This window comes from Paraclostridium sp. (genome assembly GCF_051657365.1).
In the GTDB taxonomy this organism is placed as follows: domain Bacteria; phylum Bacillota; class Clostridia; order Peptostreptococcales; family Peptostreptococcaceae; genus Paraclostridium.
Genome location: NZ_JBOFKN010000133.1, coordinates 1 through 20785, shown reverse-complemented (window position 1 = coordinate 20785; position 20785 = coordinate 1). Strand labels below are relative to the sequence as shown.

At 27.6% G+C, this 20785-nt stretch carries 18 protein-coding genes; 2 read left to right on the top strand and 16 right to left on the bottom strand.

Going from position 1 to position 20785, the window contains the following annotated elements; translation table 11 throughout:
• The first annotated feature begins 127 nt into the window (after window positions 1-127).
• Window positions 128-901 (top strand): CPBP family intramembrane glutamic endopeptidase, encoded by a 774-nt coding sequence (locus ACRCYC_RS09665; protein WP_438618939.1) that lies wholly within the window; start codon window positions 128-130, stop codon window positions 899-901.
• 57 nt (window positions 902-958) lie between these two features.
• On the opposite strand, the gene ACRCYC_RS09660 is transcribed toward ACRCYC_RS09665, so the two are convergent.
• The 13 genes from ACRCYC_RS09660 to ACRCYC_RS09600 all read right to left on the bottom strand — a co-directional run bounded on the left by ACRCYC_RS09660 (window position 959) and on the right by ACRCYC_RS09600 (window position 13433).
• Window positions 959-1387: a MarR family winged helix-turn-helix transcriptional regulator gene (locus ACRCYC_RS09660; protein WP_438618937.1), complete on the bottom strand. Its 429-nt coding sequence runs from the start codon at window positions 1385-1387 to the stop codon at window positions 959-961.
• Window positions 1388-1467: 80 nt separating this feature from the next.
• A complete protein-coding gene (locus tag ACRCYC_RS09655) occupies window positions 1468-1941 on the bottom strand; it encodes a glutathione peroxidase (RefSeq protein WP_438618935.1) in 474 nt (157 codons plus the stop codon).
• 179 nt (window positions 1942-2120) lie between these two features.
• Entirely contained in the window at window positions 2121-3488 is a 1368-nt protein-coding gene (locus tag ACRCYC_RS09650; protein WP_438618934.1) for a cation:dicarboxylate symporter family transporter, read from the bottom strand.
• Between the two features lie 117 nt (window positions 3489-3605).
• Window positions 3606-3938, bottom strand: coding sequence for a winged helix-turn-helix transcriptional regulator (locus ACRCYC_RS09645; protein WP_438618933.1), 333 nt, complete (start codon window positions 3936-3938; stop codon window positions 3606-3608).
• Window positions 3939-4130: 192 nt separating this feature from the next.
• Entirely contained in the window at window positions 4131-5009 is an 879-nt protein-coding gene (locus ACRCYC_RS09640) for an NAD(P)/FAD-dependent oxidoreductase (RefSeq protein ID WP_438618940.1), read from the bottom strand.
• A 22-nt stretch (window positions 5010-5031) separates the two neighbouring features.
• On the bottom strand, window positions 5032-5349 hold the full coding sequence (trxA, locus tag ACRCYC_RS09635) for a thioredoxin (protein ID WP_438618932.1): 318 nt from the start codon (window positions 5347-5349) through the stop codon (window positions 5032-5034).
• A gap of 207 nt (window positions 5350-5556) precedes the next feature.
• Complete coding sequence (nrdG, locus tag ACRCYC_RS09630) at window positions 5557-6060, bottom strand: anaerobic ribonucleoside-triphosphate reductase activating protein (RefSeq protein ID WP_438618931.1); 504 nt, start codon at window positions 6058-6060, stop codon at window positions 5557-5559.
• Between the two features lie 16 nt (window positions 6061-6076).
• On the bottom strand, window positions 6077-8206 hold the full coding sequence (nrdD, locus tag ACRCYC_RS09625; protein WP_438618929.1) for an anaerobic ribonucleoside-triphosphate reductase: 2130 nt from the start codon (window positions 8204-8206) through the stop codon (window positions 6077-6079).
• Between the two features lie 266 nt (window positions 8207-8472).
• Window positions 8473-9636, bottom strand: coding sequence for a DHHW family protein (locus ACRCYC_RS09620; protein WP_438618928.1), 1164 nt, complete (start codon window positions 9634-9636; stop codon window positions 8473-8475).
• 14 nt (window positions 9637-9650) lie between these two features.
• On the bottom strand, window positions 9651-10907 hold the full coding sequence (locus ACRCYC_RS09615) for an MBOAT family O-acyltransferase (protein WP_438618926.1): 1257 nt from the start codon (window positions 10905-10907) through the stop codon (window positions 9651-9653).
• A gap of 167 nt (window positions 10908-11074) precedes the next feature.
• The gene (locus ACRCYC_RS09610) at window positions 11075-11545 is read right to left on the bottom strand and encodes a DUF4358 domain-containing protein (protein WP_438618924.1); all 471 of its coding nucleotides are present in this window, start codon (window positions 11543-11545) and stop codon (window positions 11075-11077) included.
• A 16-nt stretch (window positions 11546-11561) separates the two neighbouring features.
• Window positions 11562-12299, bottom strand: a complete 738-nt coding sequence (locus tag ACRCYC_RS09605) for a GDSL-type esterase/lipase family protein (RefSeq protein ID WP_438618923.1) — start codon at window positions 12297-12299, stop codon at window positions 11562-11564.
• Between the two features lie 243 nt (window positions 12300-12542).
• Window positions 12543-13433 carry a DUF2156 domain-containing protein gene (locus tag ACRCYC_RS09600; RefSeq protein ID WP_438618922.1) on the bottom strand — a complete coding sequence of 297 codons (891 nt, stop codon included), beginning with the start codon at window positions 13431-13433 and terminating at the stop codon, window positions 12543-12545.
• Window positions 13434-13655: 222 nt separating this feature from the next.
• Between ACRCYC_RS09600 and ACRCYC_RS09595 the strand changes: the two genes are divergently transcribed.
• Window positions 13656-14546, top strand: a complete 891-nt coding sequence (locus ACRCYC_RS09595; protein ID WP_438618921.1) for a C39 family peptidase — start codon at window positions 13656-13658, stop codon at window positions 14544-14546.
• 104 nt (window positions 14547-14650) lie between these two features.
• On the opposite strand, the gene ACRCYC_RS09590 is transcribed toward ACRCYC_RS09595, so the two are convergent.
• The 3 genes from ACRCYC_RS09590 to mprF all read right to left on the bottom strand — a co-directional run bounded on the left by ACRCYC_RS09590 (window position 14651) and on the right by mprF (window position 20342).
• Window positions 14651-16042, bottom strand: coding sequence for a glutamate decarboxylase (locus ACRCYC_RS09590; RefSeq protein ID WP_438618920.1), 1392 nt, complete (start codon window positions 16040-16042; stop codon window positions 14651-14653).
• A gap of 64 nt (window positions 16043-16106) precedes the next feature.
• On the bottom strand, window positions 16107-17543 hold the full coding sequence (gene gadC, locus ACRCYC_RS09585) for a glutamate:gamma-aminobutyrate antiporter (RefSeq protein WP_438618919.1): 1437 nt from the start codon (window positions 17541-17543) through the stop codon (window positions 16107-16109).
• Between the two features lie 228 nt (window positions 17544-17771).
• Window positions 17772-20342, bottom strand: coding sequence for a bifunctional lysylphosphatidylglycerol flippase/synthetase MprF (mprF, locus tag ACRCYC_RS09580; RefSeq protein ID WP_438618917.1), 2571 nt, complete (start codon window positions 20340-20342; stop codon window positions 17772-17774).
• Window positions 20343-20785 lie beyond the last annotated feature (443 nt).

The window sequence follows — 20785 nt, the reverse complement described above, 5'->3', positions numbered from 1 at the left end:
GTTACTAATTAAGTATATTTCAAATTTTTTATAAATTAAAACAAATCAATTTTACATTGTATTATTTAATATATATTGTTATTATTACAATGTAATTTAGGATTTATATAAGTTTGGAGGTCTTAATATGATTGCATCTAAAGAAGTTAAATATTTTTTCATTACTATCTTAATCATTTGTACTATAGCATTTAGTGTAACTATACCTCTTACTCAATTAGGATTATTAAAATATGGTTCTCCTATATTTATGATATTTTATGGGTTATCAGGATATTCTCCAGCAATAGCTGGACTAATGGTAAAAAAGAAATTTTGCTCGAATTCAGATTTCAAAAAATTTCTTAAAAGCTGTATTAACATAAAAAGAAGCTTTAAGGAATATTTATATGTTATAATTTCAGCTTTAATATTATGGACAATTCCGTTTATAGTAGTAGCTTTAGTTAAAGATCAATATGTACTTTTAAATTCACCTTTAATTTTCTTAAGTTGGATAACCCCTATCATGATATTAGGTGGAGGTTTAGAAGAAATAGGGTGGCGCGGATTTTTACTGCCTAAATTACTTAACAAATATTCGTATATAAAAAGTTCATTAATAATAGGTGTTATTTGGTCATTGTGGCATTTACCTTTATGGTTTGTTGTAGGTTCACCTCAACAAAACTTAAACTTTTTACCTTTTGCATTAAGTTGTATAGCATCTTCATTTGTTTTAACTTTTATATATACTCATACTAACAGTGTTTGGTTATGTATATTATTCCATGCTTTAGACAATGCTTGTTCTTATGTTTTTACTTATTCTGTAGATATGCACATTGTAATATCAATTGCTACCGCATTAGCTGGATTTATGATTTTATATCTGTCTAATAAGTATTTAAAACATGTTTAAGTATGATTAAAATAAATAAGGATACCTTGAAATTTTTTCAAGGTATCCTTATTTATTTTAATTTAACATTTCTAAGATATAATCTAATTCATCTTTCAACTTAATAGCCTCATGTTCTGATATTCCTATTGAACAAAAAGCTTTCATAGGAACATTTTCCATATCAACTTTTAAATTTCTACCTTTTTCAGTAAGTTCCACAATAACAACTCTATCATCTTTAGGGTCTCTATATTTTTTTACTAGTTCCATCTTCTCTAGCTTCTTAATAAGCGGCGTTAAAGTTCCCGAATCTAGATGAAGCTTTTTTCCTATGCCTTTAACACTTATTTTTTCTTCTTCCCACATTACCATCATCGTTAAGTATTGAGTGTACGTAATGTTATGTTCATCTAATATGGGTTTGTACCTTTTTATTATTTCTCTCGATGCTGCATATAATCTAAAACATAACTGGTTATCTAATTTTAAATTACTATCTTTCATAAACCCTCCCCCTATAATGTATAATCTGTAATTTGTCCAAATTTAAGTTTTGGTTTTATCATATATTATCTTAGATATTTTTATTTTATTAACCGAACTATATCTTTTTTTATTTTATTCGGAGATGTCGTAGGTGCGTATCTTTTTATTACATTCCCTTTATCATCAATTAAAAACTTCGTAAAGTTCCACTTTATATCACTTTTAAAAATCCCTTTTTCTTGACTCTTTAAATATTTATATATAGGATGGGCATCAGTCCCATTTACATCTATCTTTTCAAACATTTTGAATGTAACGCCATAGTTTATTTGACAAAAGCTACTTATATCATCACTTTTTGATAATTCTTGATTTTTAAATTGACCGCATGGAAATCCTAAAATCTCAAAATTTTTATCCTTAAATTCTCGATACAGTTCTTCTAAATCTTTAAATTGAGGCGTTAGTCCACATTTACTTGCAGTGTTTACAACTAAAATCACTTTATTTCTATATTCATTCATGCTTATTTCTTTACCCTGTATGCTTTTTGCCGAAAATTTATAAAACATATTATCACCCTTTTCAATTTCATTAAATTTAATTTCGCGCAATCAATTTGTCTATGTTCATTATATAAGTTGTATAAATCACTGTCAATATTTTTAATATTTTTCTAAATTCAACTTTATGCAACTAGTATTTCAATAAAAATAGACTAGAATAATTTATCCTAGTCTATTTTTATTATCTATTTTATATTTTCTTTATCTATCTCACCAAAAGAATTTGCAACTGCTATAGTTGAAGCCATAGCTCCATTTACATTAAGCATTGTACGCCCCATATCTAGTATAGGATCTATTGCAAGTATTCCTCCTAATAATGGGAAATATGCTCCCATACCCATCCCAGATATAACTACTGAGACAGACATAGTCGCAGTTCCTGGTATACCTGCTATACCTAAAGAACTTATAGTTATTACTATTAATAACATTATATAAAAACTAAAATTCATAGGTGTTCCAGACATATTTGCCACAGTCACTGCCATCAATGCTGGATAAATTCCTGCACATCCATTCATCCCCATATTAGCTCCTAAGCTTCCTACAAAACTAGATATACCTTGATCTACTTTTAAATTATCATTAAGTGTTTCAATCGTAACTGGTAAAGTTCCTAAACTAGATCTTGATGTGAATGCTAATATAAGTGGTTTAGATACATTTTTTAAATATTTTATAGGATTTACTCCATTTATTGATATTATTATTAAATGTACTACAAACATTATAGCTACACTTACATAAAGAGCTAATATAAAATCTAATACTCCTAATATCGAAGATATACCTCTATCTACTATAGCAGTAGCCATTAATGCAACCACTGCATATGGCATTAATTTTATAACTGTTATAGAAACACTTATTATTATCTTATAAAATGCCTCAACCAAATCTACAAATGGTTTAATAGTTTCAGAGTGCTTTTTACTCAATCTTTTTATTGCAATTCCTAAGAAACCAGCAAATATAACTATAGCTACTACATTAGCTTGCGCCATTGCATCAACCGGATTAGAAGGTAGTAGCCCTCTTAGAGTATCTACTATTGGTGTCACTTCTCTCATTTCACTTGTTTGCTTTACAACTTCTTGTCCTACTCCTAAGTTGAATAAGTTTCCAACTATTATACCGATCATTGCTGCTATAGCCGTTGTACCAAGTAACATAATTATAGTTCTCGCCGTTAACTTTCCTAAGTTCTCGCCTTCTTTTAAATTCATTATTACTCTTACAATTGATACAAATACAAGTGGTACTACTAGCATTTTTAAAAGATCCATAAATCCATATCCAAATAATCCATACCATTTAGATACTTCTGTTAACCAAGCTATTTTTGTAGGATCACTTGGAAAACCTGCTATAAATTGAATTATAATTCCTAATCCAACCCCCATTACTATCGACACAATCATCAATTTAGTAAAGTTTAACTTTTTGCTTAATTTTTTGACTATAAAAAATAGTCCTATTAAAATACCTATAGATAACACTGTCATCCAGTTAGTTACCATAAGAAATTCTGAAAAAAATGTATAATTCATATGTTCCTCCTTAGACTTTTTGCAAAGTTAAAGGCTTTGCTTGTTTATTAATATAACAAGACATGGTATTAATATCAACTGGTAACTTTTTGGTAACTCTATATTTTTATTTTTCAATTAATCATTACATACTATATTTTCATTACTCCATTCTATCATCGTTGCCATTATATGAAGTAGTGATAATCCTGATTTACTTAAATAGTAAGTTGATTCCACAGTATTTTTCATTACCTTTTTATCATTTATTACTATGTTATTATATATTAATAAATCTAACTGCTGAGTTAGCATTTTTTTGCTACATCCATCTATTTTTCTTTGTAATTCTCCAAACCTTATTTTATTATCATGTATTACCCATATTATCTTCCCTACCCATTTTTTACCTAATACATTAGATAGAGCTTCTACTGGACAGTCATATGTCATATCGTCAACATTGTACATCAATTTGTCCTCCTGATTTTTAACTTTGTATACAAGATTATAATATTACTTATATTTTGTCCAATTTTGATTTTTATGAATTTTAAATCAACTTATCTAATTATAGATTTTATCTATAGTTAATACATAATAAATAAACCTATAATTCATAGTTTATTTCAAACTTTAAATTATAGGTTTATCTTTATTTTTTTACTTATCTAATTTCATATTTTTTATTCTTAATTGATCTAATTGAGATACTGCACTTGAAACAGCCATTTGTCCTTGTCCTGCCGACTTAAGATATTGATATGGCTTGCCCGCACAGTCGCCAGCTGCATATAAACCAACTATATTCGTTCTCATTTCTCTATCTGTTTTTATATGAGCTCCATCAACTTCTAATCCCGGTACCATATAACTTGGAGAAACACTATCCTTTATAACAAAAACTCCATCTACATCTAATTCTCTATCTTTTAATATTAATTTATTTACTAAGTTTTCTCCCTTTATTTCTAATGGGTTACTATCGATTATTTCTATAGACGAATCTAAATTATTAGTTAATTTATACATAGGTATATAGTAAACTTTAGAAGCTATTTCGCTTAAAAAGTTTGCATCTTCTTCACCTTCATGGTTATAACCTATAATTGCGACAACCTTATCTCTGTATAATCCAGCATCACAAGTAGCGCAATATCCTACACCTTTTCCTAAATACTCAGCTTCACCTTTAATCATTTTTCCATATTGAACCCCTGTAGCTATTATTACAGTAGTTGCCTCATATGTTTTATCTCCAACAAGTAGGGCAAAATAGTCTCCCATATTGTATACATTATTAACTCTCTCTTGAGTTATTTTTATATCCATTTCTCTTATATGATTTATAAATTTTTCACTTAAATCTTTTCCACTTACATCATATATCCCTAAATAATTATCTATAGACGGAGCCTTAATAAGCTTATCGCTTCCATTTTCATTTCCAAATAATACTATATTCTTATTTCTTATTTTTGCATTTATAGCTGCTGCTAATCCTGCTGGTCCACTACCTACAATCGCTATATCATATCTCATTATCATCAATCCTTCCTATAAATTATATATGAGATTTTACCATTTCTTCTAGTTTTTGTTTTTGTATAAACCCTACTAATCTATCAGTTTCTTTTCCTTCTTTAAATACTATAACTGTAGGAACTGTAGTTACCTCAAATTTTCTAGCTAATTCTAAACTTTTATCTATATCTACTTTTAAAAATTTAGCTCTATCTTCCATATCTTGTCCTAACTCCTCAAATACTGGAGATGACATCTTGCAAGGTCCACACCAAGTTGCAAAGAAATCTACTACAATCATTTCATCTGCATTTTCTACCTCAGTTTTAAACTCTTCTGTTTCTATTATTCTAGTCATCATTATATCCCCTTTGCTTTCTTATTTTTAATACATTTAATATATCAACTTTTAATTCACATAACAATTAGTTACTTATTTGTAACTAGGTTATAATAAGTAGTATTCCCAGTTTATAATTTAGCTTATAATTATTTTTAAATTTATAAATAAAAAAGCTAGCCCCATTACTTTAATAAGCATCAGGCTAGCCTTAATTATAATATTTTAACTTAATTTATATAAAATCACATCATCGTTTTCTAAGTATTTTTTAACATCTATTACTCTTTGGTTAGAAGAGCCTCTTAATTTTATAGATAAGTTTTTTCTATCTTCTTCAAACTTACCATCAACTAATATATCTATATAATTTAAAATTTTTCTTTGAATATCATTAAAATTTTCTATCGTATAGCCTGTCCACAAATATATAATTTTTTCTGGATAATTGCGTTTAAATTCTTTACATAAATTTATTACACCTTCAATATTTTGCGAACACAATGGTTCTCCACCTAAAACAGCTAAATCTCTTTTTATATTATTCTTATTAATATTGTTTAAAACATAATTTAAATCTTCTTCTGTAAATTCATGTCCACCATCAAAATCCCAAGTTTCTTTATTAAAACAACCAATACAATGATGAGGACATCCTTGTGTCCAAAAAGACATAGTTATTCCAAGTCCATTAGCTATATCATTATCTTTTATTTTAGAAAATCTCATATTATTCACCTCAAACTTATAAATGTAGCACTCTTTCTCCTATTTCTTGAGTACGTCCTTTTCCCCACATATTCGCACCTATATATCCACAAGTTCGTCTCATAACTTGCATTTCATTTTTATCTCTATTTCCACAGTTAGGGCAATACCATTCTAAATCTTTATCTAGTTTTATCTCTCCTGTATATCCACATTTGTAACAAATATCTGGTTTAGTATTTATTTCAGCATATTGTATATTGTGATATATGTAATTTATTATTTGCTCAACTGCTGGTAAATTTTTGCTCATATCTGGAACTTCTATATAACTTATACACCCACCTAAGCTTATATCATGGAACTGACTCTCAAATTTAAGTTTTTCAAAAGCATCTATTTCTTCACTTACATGAACATGATACGAATTTGTATAATACATTCTATCAGTTACATTTTCTATTTCTCCAAATTTTTGTTTGTCTATTCTACAGAATCTTGAGGTTAAACTTTCTCCAGGAGTCCCATATAATCCAAATCCAAGACCTGTTTCATCCTTCCAGATTTGACAAGCATCATTTAAATATGTCATAACTTTAAGTGCAAATTCTTCGCCTTCTTTTGTTGTATGACTTACTCCTAACATAGCTTGTGTCATTTCGTACACGCCAACATAACCTAAAGAAAGAGTTGAGTATCCATTTTCTAATAGTGGATCTATTTTTTCTCCTTTTTTAAGTCTAGCTATTCCACCATGTTGCCAATGAATAGGCGATACATCTGATATTACACCCTTTAATAACTCATGTCTAACCATTAAGGCTTCTCTACAAAGGTCTAATCTTTCATCTAATACTTCCCAAAACTTATCCATATTTTTATTTGCTGTTAATGCTACCTGAACTAAGTTTAATGAAATTACTCCTTGATTAAATCTTCCATACCATTTGTACTCTCCATTTTCATCCTTCCAAGGAGATAAATGACTTCTACATCCCATTGGCGGGAATGTATTTCCTTCATAATTCTTTCTCATTATTTTAGCACTTTGATAATCTGGAACTAATCTTCTAGTACTACACTCAGCTGCTAACTTAGTTATATAATCATATTTTCCACCTTCTAAGCAGTTATGATCATCTAATAAGTAAACTAACTTAGGAAACTCTTCTCCAACTTCTTGTCCCTTGTAGTTTTTCATTCCTTCTAATCTTTGTGTTATCATTTCTTTGCATATTAATGCCATCTCTTTTTCATACTTATTACCTTCTTCTATTTCTAGGTATATAGTTGAAAATGGAGATTGTCCATTACTTGTATATAATGTAGATAGTTGATATCTTATAGTTTGTATACCACTCTTTAACTCTTCCATCATTCTATCTTCAGCTAATTCTTTTGCCATTTCTTCTGAATATTTTTGTATATATTTATTATAGTATTTATCATATGAAACTCTTAAAAATGGTGCTATATGTTTTATCGTTATAGAGTTTCCACCATATTGACCACTAGCTATTTGAGCTATTATTTGTGTCGTTACCGTGCACGCTGTCGTAAATGATTTAGGTGATTCTACCAATTTATTACTAATTACAGTTCCATTATTTAACATATCTTCTAAGTTAATAAGCATACAATTGTGAATAGGTTGTATTGCATAATCCATATCGTGATAATGAAGTACTCCTTCATCATGTGCATGCGCTATATGAGCTGGAATTAATTTTCTTCTAGCAATATCTTTTGATACTTCTCCAGCTATTAAATCTCTTTGAGTTGATGCTAATAATCCATTTTTATTAGAATTTTCATTTATAACATCTTCATTACTATTATCTAAAAGACCTAATATACTTTCATCTGTAGTATTGTCTTCTCTTTTAAAAGATTGCACTGCTCTATATCCTTCATATGCCTTAGCTGTTAACTCATGCTTACAGTCTATTAAACTTTTATATACCATATCCTCAACTTGGTTAACAGTAGATAAATTCGGATTTTCATTGCACTTAAGTTCAATTTGGTCAGATATTTCTGTAGCTATTTTAGCTTCATATATACCACTTCCATACTTCATAGCTTTAAGTATTGCATTTTCTATTTTAGTCTTATCAAACTCTGCAATACTTCCATCTCTTTTAATAATATTTAGTTGTTTGTTCATAAAACTCTCCTTTTGTCTAATACATCTTGATTGATTAAATTTTATTCTACAAAAGTATTGACTTTTATAATTTCATATTGTATACTGCAATGATTTTTTATACCATATGTAGTAATTCCATAGTTCATTCTATACTATATATGGTATTTATTCAAGTTGATAAATAAGCTATTAAAGTTGTTTTTTATGTTAAAATTGAAAAGAAACCGCCCCACTCCTAAGGTTGAGATACAGTTTCTTTTTTCAAAAAAAATTATAATATTTTTTTATATATTATTTAATACAGGTGCTAATGACGAATCATTAAAAAAAGTATTAGCATTATACAAATAAAGCATGTCTGTTATGTTTTTTTCTTTGATTAATTTCTCAATATCCTCATAATAGTATCTTGGATCTACCATAATTATTTCTTTATAATATGGAGTTAAAAATTGAACAAAGCTATTTGCGTATGAATCTTTTATAATAAGTAATGTTTTATCACTTGTGCTAGTAGTTTTTATATCAACTAATGGATGATTACCACCTAAAAACACTTCATATTTATCTTTTTTATTTAAAGCTTCACTACTATATATAGTAGGTGATTTTTTCTTTTCTTCTTTATATTCCACTATAACTTGATCATTTTTATCTTTAGGTGTGTATATGTCAACTTTATCTGGGTCTACTTTATATCCACTTTTCGAGTATAGCGTTCCATAAAAATCATTAGCGACTCTAAGCTTATCATAACTATCAGGTTCAACTTTTAAATTAGTTTTTTTAGCAAAATCTAAAAATGCATAGTATGCTCCCGTTGTAGTCCAGTGGTGGTCTGTTTTATAATATATATATTCATCTTTGTGTTTTGTTAATGCATCGGAAACATTAACAAAGTTTATATTTGAATCAATAGATTTATCCAATTCATGCAAATATTTATCTTGATCATAAACAGGCGCACAATTAGGCAACTTATCTTCTAAAATACTAACTGAATTAGGAGCTATAAGCATATATTCTTTTATGTCTTTATGTTTACTTGCAAAATTATTTATAGCCTTTATATTATCATTTAAATATTTTTCATTTGGTTTAGTAAAGTCTTCTATTAAATAGCCATCTTTACCTTTAAATACACCATTTTCACTATTTTTACCTAAAAGTGAATCTACCTTAGTTTTAATTTTAATAAATCCATCTCTTCCTACTATTTGATCTACTGTATATTTTTCGTATTTTTTAGTAAATCTGCCTTCAAATAATCTATCTAGTGTAAATCTAGGTTTTTGTTGCAAAATCCTATTTTCATTTTCTGAAAACTGTTTATCTTTTGTTATAAGATTTAACCCTACAAATGCAAATATTGTTATTATAAACATAAAAGTCATAAGTTTAACATATACATTTCTATATTTTCGTGAATTTTTATTGGTAAATTTCAATGTTCTCACCTCTTCTAGAATCTAAAGTATAAGAAAGGATTATATGTTTCATTTACCAGGTAAGCTATACTTACAAATAGTAATATAAACTGAACTGATGTAGCAAATACGACACCTTTCATTTTTCCATTTTTTATTATTTGATTAAATACCTTATTAACTAAAGGTGTGGAACACAATACTAAAATTATTAAAAGAATTAAATTAGTATATATATAATATACAAATGTAGAATCAATTATAGGATTTCCATTTAAAAAGAACATTACTTTTAAATATTCTAAGGACTTTTGTATACTATCTATCCCAAAGAATGTCCATCCTACCATTATCAATACCATAGTATATATATGTTTGATAAAATTAGGCATATTTTCTAAAATATTTTTCAAGAAAAATTTTTCTATTATCAAGATTACTCCATAATATAACCCCCATAATATAAAGTTCCAATCTGCACCGTGCCATAATCCAGTAAGAAACCAAACAACGATTAAATTTCTAAGTTGGAATATTGTACTACATCTATTTCCTCCAAGAGGTATATATACATATTCTCTAAACCAACTACTTAATGATATATGCCATCTTCGCCAAAACTCTGTAACGCTTTTAGATATATATGGGTAGTTAAAGTTTTCTATAAAATCAAATCCAAACATTTTTCCAAGTCCTATTGCCATATCTGAATATCCACTAAAATCAAAATATAATTGTAATGTATATGCTGCAATAGCAAGCCATGCTGTTAATACCGATATGTTGTTTACGTCATATTGTTGTATACTCGTAAATATCATTCCTATATTATTTGCAAGAAGTACCTTTTTAGCAAGACCTTGTATGAATCTTTCGACCCCTTCTCCAAATTTATTAGTGCTATGAATTCTATGCTTTAATTGATAATCTATATCTACATATCTAACAATAGGCCCTGCAACTAATTGTGGAAACATAGTTACATATAGCCCAAATGATATTAAATTTTTTTGAACATTTACTTTTCCTAAGTAAACATCTATTACATAGGATAGTGTTTGGAATGTGTAAAACGATATACCTATAGGTAATGGTAACTGTTCATATCCTATATTAAGAGAAAATACACTGTTTATATTTTCAATTAAAAAACCATAGTATTTAAAAAATCCTAGTATACCTAAGTTTATAATAACTGCAATGATAAAAATTCTTCTCGATTTAATTTTATGTTTTCTATACTTATTAATTAGCAACCCTATTAAATAATCAAATATAGTTGTAAATATCATAAGAAAAACATATATAGGCTCTCCCCATGCATAGAAAATTAAACTTATTAAAAGCAATACTGTATTTTTTATATTCCTAGGTGAAATATAATATAAAATCAGAGTTATTGGTAAAAAAGTGAATAAAAATATTATGCTACTAAAAACCATAGATTTACTTCTCCCTCTTAATTTTTAATGCTTTCTTTAAATGCATCTGTTATTTTATCTAAATCTTTTGATACCGTGTAAAAAATGTAATTTCCCTTATCCTTTAATTCATAATCTTGAAGTAATGCCACTTGTTGTGGTCCATATCCACTAAAACTTTCTATTTGCTTATTGACTCTACTATCTATAGCATCTTCTATCCCCGAAATTTGAGAACTATCTTTAACTTTTATAATAAGCATTTCTTCTACATCCATAGTAGACTTTGGTACATATAGTACAAAATCCTCAAAATCATTTGAATTTAATGCAAAAAATCGTTTAAGTGATTTACTATCTCCTTTTTTCATATTATTTAAATCAACTTTACTACCAATATCATTAACTATGGAATCTAAATTTTTATCATTATTGATTCCACATCCACTTACAACTATCATTGTTAAAATAAAACTAATTGCTAATATGCACTTTTTTATACCTTTCAAAATAATTCCTCCTATACTATAGATTGGCTTTTTCCTTTAAAATATTTAAATATCCTTTATAAAAATTAGGTTTGAAATGTATTCCATCTGGTTCATACAGATTACTTTCTAAATTAATACTTTCATTAACATCTACAAATTCTATATTTAAGTTTTTGCACATATCTTTCAAAGCTTTATTAAAACTATAAACATTTTTAAATTTAGGTTCCTTACCTATAGCCTTTTGATTAGTAGGAATTATAGAAGTCACATATATTTTTGAATCAGGTAACTTTGATTTAACTTCTTTTATAAGCTCTGTATATTTATCAATAAAATCCTTTGAATTATTAAACATCTGCAAATCATTCATACCATAGGTTAGAAATATATTACTAGGTGCAAGATCCACAACTGTATCAACATCATTTTTTGCTTCAACTACAGTTCTACCCTTGTATGCTACAACTGACGCCGGACTTAAAATTTCATATTCTGTTAAGCCTTCTCCTCTAGAATCTCCCATTATTACAGATTCATCAAACACCTTATTGAAATCTTCATCTTTCACTTTATCGTTTTCTTTATCTTTATTTTCACTATTATTATCGATTTTATCTCTTATGCTCGTAATATTTTCATTTTCTAGCTCCTTTATCTTAGCTACGCCTTTATCCGGACTAATATAAGTTTCAGCAAAGTGTTCTTTATATATATACTTAGCTAGATTAAATATTAGTATTATAGCTATAATTCCTAAGGTAACTTTCATAATACGAATACACAAAACTTTTCTCATAAATATCACTTCTTCCTCAGATATATTCTTTATTTAAATCATCTTAAACAACTATATATTATACTCCTAGTTTTTTAATTTTGTATATAAAACTTGAGTTTTTCATACTGTTTTTCGACATATTTTTATTTCCTTCGACATTTTATATAATAACAAAAGGCACTACCGTTTTCTACGACAATGCCTTTATTTCAAAAAATTTACAATTTAGTTTTTTTAATTTGCTACCACAGTATATTTTTCCACAAATTTAACTGGATGATATGATAGTTTAGCTTTTCTAAGTCCTTCAATTCCTAAATCTTCTTCTCTATTTACAAGTTTAACATCACTAAACTCATTTACTAAAAATTCCTTATTAATATATGGATACAATCCCCTTATATCTGCATTAGCTTTTTCAATATGTATAACTGCCATATCCTTATTTAACATTTCACCTATCGAAAAAGCTTCTAACTTAGAATCAATATAAACTCCGGCTATTTTTATTGAATCTTTTAGCTTATCGTAATCTTTAAATATTCTATTAATAGCTTTAAATTCACTATCTAACTCTAAATCTTCATCCTTATCCTTCATCCAATCTTCCATTACTTTTTTACATTCATCGAAATCAACTTCTTTTAAAGTTTTATATTTTACTCTGTCTCCATATTCTTTTATAAAGTTATTTAGATGATTCCTTTTCTTTTGATTCTTTCTACCCGCCAATGTTCTTAGGCTTTCCCCTTCATATATATAGTCAAAGTTATTTCTCTCCTCTATATAGTTGAATTTATTTCCATACTCTTTTTTTAAGTAATCCACTACTTCTTTGCTTATAGCTTTTAAATGTATATTTTTTTCTCTTTGTTCAAAATATTTTATTATAAAATCAAATGCCTTATACATATTTTCATTACTAGCTAAAGGAAGTATTAAAAAACCTTTATTTTCATATTCACCAGAAACTATAGCAAAATCTTCTTCTACATAATATTTAGTTTTATATAAGTCTTTCCACATATATAATGTAGTAAAGCAATACTCACAAGCTTCATAATCTACTAATTCAAAATATTTATCTAATATTTCTTTAGAATCTATATCTATATTTTCAAACAAATTATATCCCTCCAAATTGAAACACATGTTATATATTAATTTAATATATCAAACTTTATTGATATATTAAATTAGTTACTTTTTCGTAACCACATTTTAAATATACATAATTTATAAAATATACATAATTTATGCTTTTGTTACAATTTTGTTATATTCTATACAAATTAAAGTTGTATAATTAATATATTGAACAAATTTGTAGCAAAGGGGACAACAAAAGTGGCTTATTCAAAAGGAAAGCATAGCACAAAAACTAGTAAACTTAATAAACACAATGCAAAGTATATAATCTTACCTATCGTAGTGGCTATAGGTATATTCGTAGGCTATAAAGGTATTTCAAGCGCAATATCATCACAGGAAGATAAACCTACTCAAAAGCTTGTTAATTTACCTCAAGAAATTGTTAACTCTACAGATCCTACTATAGAAAAATTAGTTAAATTAGCTCCAATATATCCTAGAATTTATGATATATTAAACGATACAAGTGCGTATCCTCATGAACTTTTAGTAATGGCTTCTAAAAAACCTGAAACTATAAACTTCGTTGCTGATTATCCAAATAACAAGGGTGGTAAAATAGACAATAACATTTCTGTAAAAGATGAATATACAAAAGGTGAAATTCCTCTATTTATGCAATGGGACGAACGATGGGGATATGATAAATACGGACCAGACTTTTTCGCTATTAATGGATGTGGTCCTACGGCCCTATCAATGGTTACAGTAGGCCTTACAGGTAATACAGATATTACACCTAGCTATGTAGAAAACTTTAGCAAGGAAAACGGATACTTAGTTGATGGAGTCGGAACTGCTTGGTCTCTTATGACTGATGGTGCTAGAAAACTTGGCCTAAAAAGCAAAGTATTGCCATTAAGTGCTGATAGTATAATATCAACGCTAAAAAAAGGTAACCCAATCATAGTAACTATGGGCCCAGGCCACTTTACAACAGAGGGACATTACATTGTATTAACTGGTGTTACTGATGACGGTAAAATAATAGTTAATGACTCTGATAGTAAAAAGAGAAGCAACCAAACTTGGGATGTCGATATTTTCCTTAAAGAAGCAAAAAACTTGTGGGCATTTAGCGTTTAATAAAAAATAACTGTATCAAAATATTATTTATTTTAATACAGTTATTTTTTATGCATTCATATTAAAAAGAAGCTAGCTCAAATTGGGCTAGCTTCTTAAATTTATTAATGAGTAAATCCATATCTTTTGTTTTCTGCTTTCTTACCATGTACTAATATATTAGCATTATTTAAATCATTTATAGCTGTATTTAAATCTCTTATAAATAGCTCAGCCATATCATAACTTAAGTCAGCTCTACATACTATACGTTGTATTATAACTTTATCTAAATTAACTGGTAATGGATATGCAGGTATTTGCCATCCTTTCATTGCTAATCTATCTGCTAAATCATATAATGTCCATTGTACATCATCTTCATTTCTTAATCTATAACATACTATTGGTAAGTTTTCACCATCATTGTATATTTTAAATAACCCTGTATTTTCTATTTCTTTAGATAAGTACATAGCTACTTCTTTTGTACGTTGATGTATTTGTCTGTATCCTTCAAATCCAAGACGTAAGAAGTTATAATATTGTCCTATAACTTGACTTGCTGATCTTGAGAAGTTTATTGCCATTGTTGGCATTGATCCACCTAAATAACTTACTTCAAATATTAATTCTTTTGGTAAGTATTCTTCGTCTTTCCATATTACCCATCCTATACCTGGGTAAACTAATCCGTATTTATGTCCTGATGTACTTATTGATACTACATTTTTTAATCTAAAGTCCCATTCAAGTTCTGGATCTATAAATGGTGTGAATAATCCACCTGATGCTGCATCTACATGTATTGGTAAGCTTATTTTAGCTGTTTTATTGTATTCTTCTACTAATTCATCTAATGCTTTTATATCATCAAATTTACCAGTATATGTTATTCCAAGTAATGCAGCTATACCTATTGTATAATCATCTACATAATCTAATACTTTATCTATATTTAAACTCATGTGCTCTTCGTCCATTGGAACTGTACGCATTTCTATATCCCAATATACACAGAATTTTTCCCAACAAACTTGGTATCCTGAAGATACTACTAAGTTTGGTTTTTTACTTGTAACATCCATTCCTAATTTTTCTGCTCTATTTCTCCATCTAAACTTCATAGCCATACCACCAAGCATACAAGCTTCTGAAGAACCTACTGTTGATGTTCCTATATAGCTCATATCTTTTGGAGCATTCCATAAATTAGCTATCATATCAACACATCTATTTTCCATTTCTGTTGTTTGTGGATACTCTGATTTATCTATTGCATTTTTTTCTAATGTTTCTGCCATAAGTTGAGTTGCTTCATCTTCCATATATGTTTGGCAGAATGTAGCTAAGTTAAGTCTTGCATTTCCTTCATTCATTAACTCATCTTTGATTAATCTATACGCTATGTTTGGAGCAATAGAATCTTTCCCTATTACGTCTTTTGGAATATTAGAGCCAGACTCTATTGTTCCAAACACTGGTGTACTATAATCATCTTCTTTTTTGAATAACATTGTAAAACCCTCCTAAATTATATGCTGTTTATATTATGTTAATTTTAATAATAGTTAATTATTATTATTTATTACTAACTTTTTCACTATTTCTATTTTTTGATGTTATTGAGTATATTACAAATGGTATTAATACTGTAACAACAAAACTTACACTTAATATAGTTATATATTGATGAATGCTATCCCCTTTTAATTGGCTTGGTGGGAAGAATGATATAACTAGTGCAAATATTGAAGTTATAAATCCACACGCTGCAACTATTAATTTAAATACTTTTCCACCAGGTACTTGATAAGAACGTTTTAAATCTGATTTTTTAAGTACTAAATTAAAATATCCAATAAAGAATAATAAATATCCAACTAAATATATAACAACTGTTAATGATATCGCTGTAAGGAATGATACATTGTTTCCTCCACCACCAAAAGTAAGTACTGCTGCCCATATTGTAACGATTACTCCTTGTACAAAAACTAAATTAACAGGAACATCATGTTCATTCGTTTTTGTTAAAGCTTTAGGTAAAATACCTTTTTGAGCTGCTGCATACATACCTCTTGAAGGTCCTACAACCCAAGCACTAACTTCACCCATTACTCCTAATGCCAATAATAAAGCAATTAATTTCACAAGCCATGTAGCATTGCTACTAAAATGTAGTATTAAAACTTTAAATGTTTCAACAACACCAGAGCTTAAACTTAAATCTCCTTGTGGTATTACAGCTGCAACCGTTAATCCACCTATAGTATTTAATATTATAGCTAATATAACTAATATAATCATTGCTAATGGATAATTCTTTTTAGCATTATCTAATTCATTTACATGAGATGCTGAAGCTTCAACTCCCATATAAGCAAGTATAAATGAAACAAAAACAACTAATGTATTTACTTTTGAAAAGTCCGGTACAAAATATTGTGCTCCTATTTTCACATCTAATGGGTTACCTTGAACAATATATGCAATCGATAATCCGAATAATACGATTGCAGGTATTGCTATACCGAATATAAATCCAGCTTTTGCTATTTTTGCTGTGTTTTTAGTACCACCTAATTGTGAGAATGTTAATCCCCAGAATATCACTAGTACTCCTATAAATTTTATTAATGGAACTGTGTTTAATGCATCCCAGTTAAATATATATGAAAAACATCCTAATATGAAGTAAATCATTGTTACAAATCCAACTGTTATTTGAAACCATTGAAAAAATATTGCTGCAAATCCAAATCTCTCTCCTAAAGTATTTCCTACCCATGCAAAAATTCCACCTTCTTGCCATCCGTCAACTGTAGCCATCTCTGCTGCACATAATGCAACTGGTAAAAACCATAATATACCTCCAAGTAAAAGGAAGAATACTAAACTAAATCCTGATGTTGCAAATGTTGGGTATTCATAAACCGTCATAACCATTGATGCGGTCATTGCAAAGAATGCAAATAAACTAAGGGAATTCCTTTTAGCTGTCTGTGCCTCTTTCATGTCAATCATCTCCTAGTGTATTTAATTGTCTACAACATAAATTATTCTAGGCCTATAATAATCAATCGTCGTTTTGTACATTGTATGTATACCCAGTGTATTTTGCATCAAACATCTTTTGCAGAAAAAATTGCAAAAAATTTTATATATGCAATAAAAAAAGCATTAACTTTATTTTTAACAATCAAAAAAGAGAGGATTTCTCCTCTCTTAATACCTATTATTTTACTAACTGTATATCTGTTCTATATATCCTTCACGTTTAGTTGGCTCAATCTCATAATCTTCATATTTATATTTTTTCCCTTTTGATACCAGTAATATTGCTTGTAACATAGTAAATACAAGAGAAGTTTTTTTCTTATATGCCATGTATCTACCATCCCAAGATTCACAATATTTTTCCTTAAACTTCTTAAGTCCTTCAAAAGAATAAAAATATTGTCCATGAGAGTATACTTTAGCAGCTATTCTTTCACTTAAAAATGAATATTTAGATCTCCCTACATTAGATAATGGCGCCATTCCCATATTAAACCTGCTATATCCATTTTCTTGACCATATTTAAATAAATTTACAAATATAAAGTCCATTACCCCATTACAACTGTCTTTTGAAAATCTCATTAAATCAATAGATAAAGTTTTATTGCCATCATACATAGGCATTAAATTTGTAAACCCTTTAATTTCACCATTAATATTCTTTACAACAGCAATAGCATCTCTATTCAAATAGTTTTCATCAAAAAATCCTACTGAAAATCCTTTTTCTTCTCTACCTGAAAGCCATTCATTCGAAATATTATTAATCTCATTAATAAATTCTCTATTAAATGGAGGATATACCATCTCAAAAGTATAACCCTCTTTTTCAACTCTAGAAATTGCATTTCTTACACTCTTCATCTTGCGACCTTCTAGTTTAAATATATCTAAATTTACACTAGCTTCTTCACCTAGTTTTATAAACTCATAACCTGTTTCATGCAAGTATGGTATCATTTTTTTATCTATAGCACAAAATACAGGTGTGTATCCATATTTATCTGCTAATTCATAAAATTCTTGTATAGTTTCAAAAAATTTATCTTTATTTCCTATAATATTCCCAAGTATAAAAATCTTATTAACAGAAATTTGATACTGGATAAATGCATCTTCATCTTTATTTATATAAACAAATTTATCATTTAAGTGTATAAAATGAGTTACTGATGATCCATTATATTTACTTAATATATCATCCACAATATCTTTACATTGATATAATTTAAGTTTTGGAAAATCATTTTTTTTATTCAAGTAATGCATTACCCCTAAAAATACTAGTGATCCTATAAATCCTATAGCACTTACATAGCCTATTTTTTTTACATATCCAATAGTATAATAACTACTTAAACTAAACATAGATGTACTTGCTACCTTAAGATTTAAATTATTATACACTACATATATATATAAGAGTTGGAATGAAAGTAGTACAAATATATTTTTTATAATATATCCCCAACTCATAATAAATCCTTCCCTATAAAATTGCTTTTTACTAATCCTAAGTATAACTCCAACTGTAAGTAAGTATATACTTTCTTCATAATCAAATCCATTTATCAAAGACAATATTCCACCCAATATAACTAATATCATAGCTATTTTATACACAAGTTTCGATCTGCAAGCCATCATACTAGAAATAGCAACTAATAAAAAACCAATTAGTATAGAAATATCCACTGACATGTTCATAATTTTCAATCCAAATAAACTTTTTATTAAATGAACTCTATCAACAATTATTGGCATAGCTTGAGATGCTAACAATACTATCCCTGACGAAAATACTAAAAATATTATTCCATAGTGAGCAGTTTTAGATAACTTTGAAGAAATTATCTCTTTTATATCTTTGTCTAATTTAAGATACAACTCAGATGCATAAAGTCCTATCCCTATTATAAGTGGAATTATATAATATGATATACGATACAAAAATATAGCTAGCATTACTTTTTCAGATGAAACCCCTAATGACTTTAGCCCTAATAATAATGTTAAATCAAATGTTCCAAGACCTCCAGGAGACATACTTACTATTGCAACTACTATGGCTGCCACAAAAATTGGGAAAAACTTTATAATAGATATCTTTTCACCTAATATAAGAATTATTGAATAAATTAAAATCACAGTTGTTATCCATTCTAATAGTGAAATTCCTATTATTTTAAAAGTATCTATTATATTTCCTTTTTCTTCATTATTAGATTTTATATACTTACTAATTAAAACTATGATAAGAATAGGTAAGTACATAGCTATAACTATAGTTAAAACTTTGATTAAGTTTAAATCACCTATGTTAAATTTAGACATTATTAAATAGATAAAACATGCCATAGAAAATCCAGTAAGATTTAAAGCAACTATTTTAGATATTTCTTTCACTAATAGCTTTTTATCTTTAACATAAGGATTATAAAAATTGCTTTTTAAAGCAATTGCACTGCTTCCTCCAAATCCAACAATACTAGCTATAGAGCTAGCAATCCATGAAAATTTATATAACTTTTTATTATTTAAATCTATTCCAACCCTTTTTTTCAATATAAAATCATAAAAACTTAGTGGTATATACGATATTATACCCAACATAATAATAATAGCTATATTTCCTATTGAAAGCTTGTCTGCATACATTTTAAAATTATCTATGTTAAAACCGCTAATAATATTTCTAAATTCTTTAGCTACTATTATTAAAATTAATATTACAAATGCTATCTTCATTCCCATTATTAATTTATTTTTTTTAAGTTTAATAAATATCACCTCTTCTAATAGTTTTTGTTTATATTTTAATACTAGCATATAAATTATCTAATTTTAGCTTTATTACATTTTTGTTATACAGATGTAATAAAACTGTAAACTTAATATTGATACTTTATATATTGCACTAAATTTCTAAAGTTTTTCTTTAATTAATTCTAAAGTTTTTCTTAATATTTAACATTCAATATAAAAAAAGCCCTATCCTTAGTTAAATTAAGGATAGAACTTTTTTATGTTGAATGTTAACTTATTTTCATATTATTAATGAGTAAAACCATATGTTTTATTTTCTTCTTTTTTACCATGTACTAATACATTTGCATCATTTAAATCATTTATAGCTGTTTTTAAATCTCTCATAAATAATTCAGCCATATCATGACTTAAGTCCGCTCTACATACTA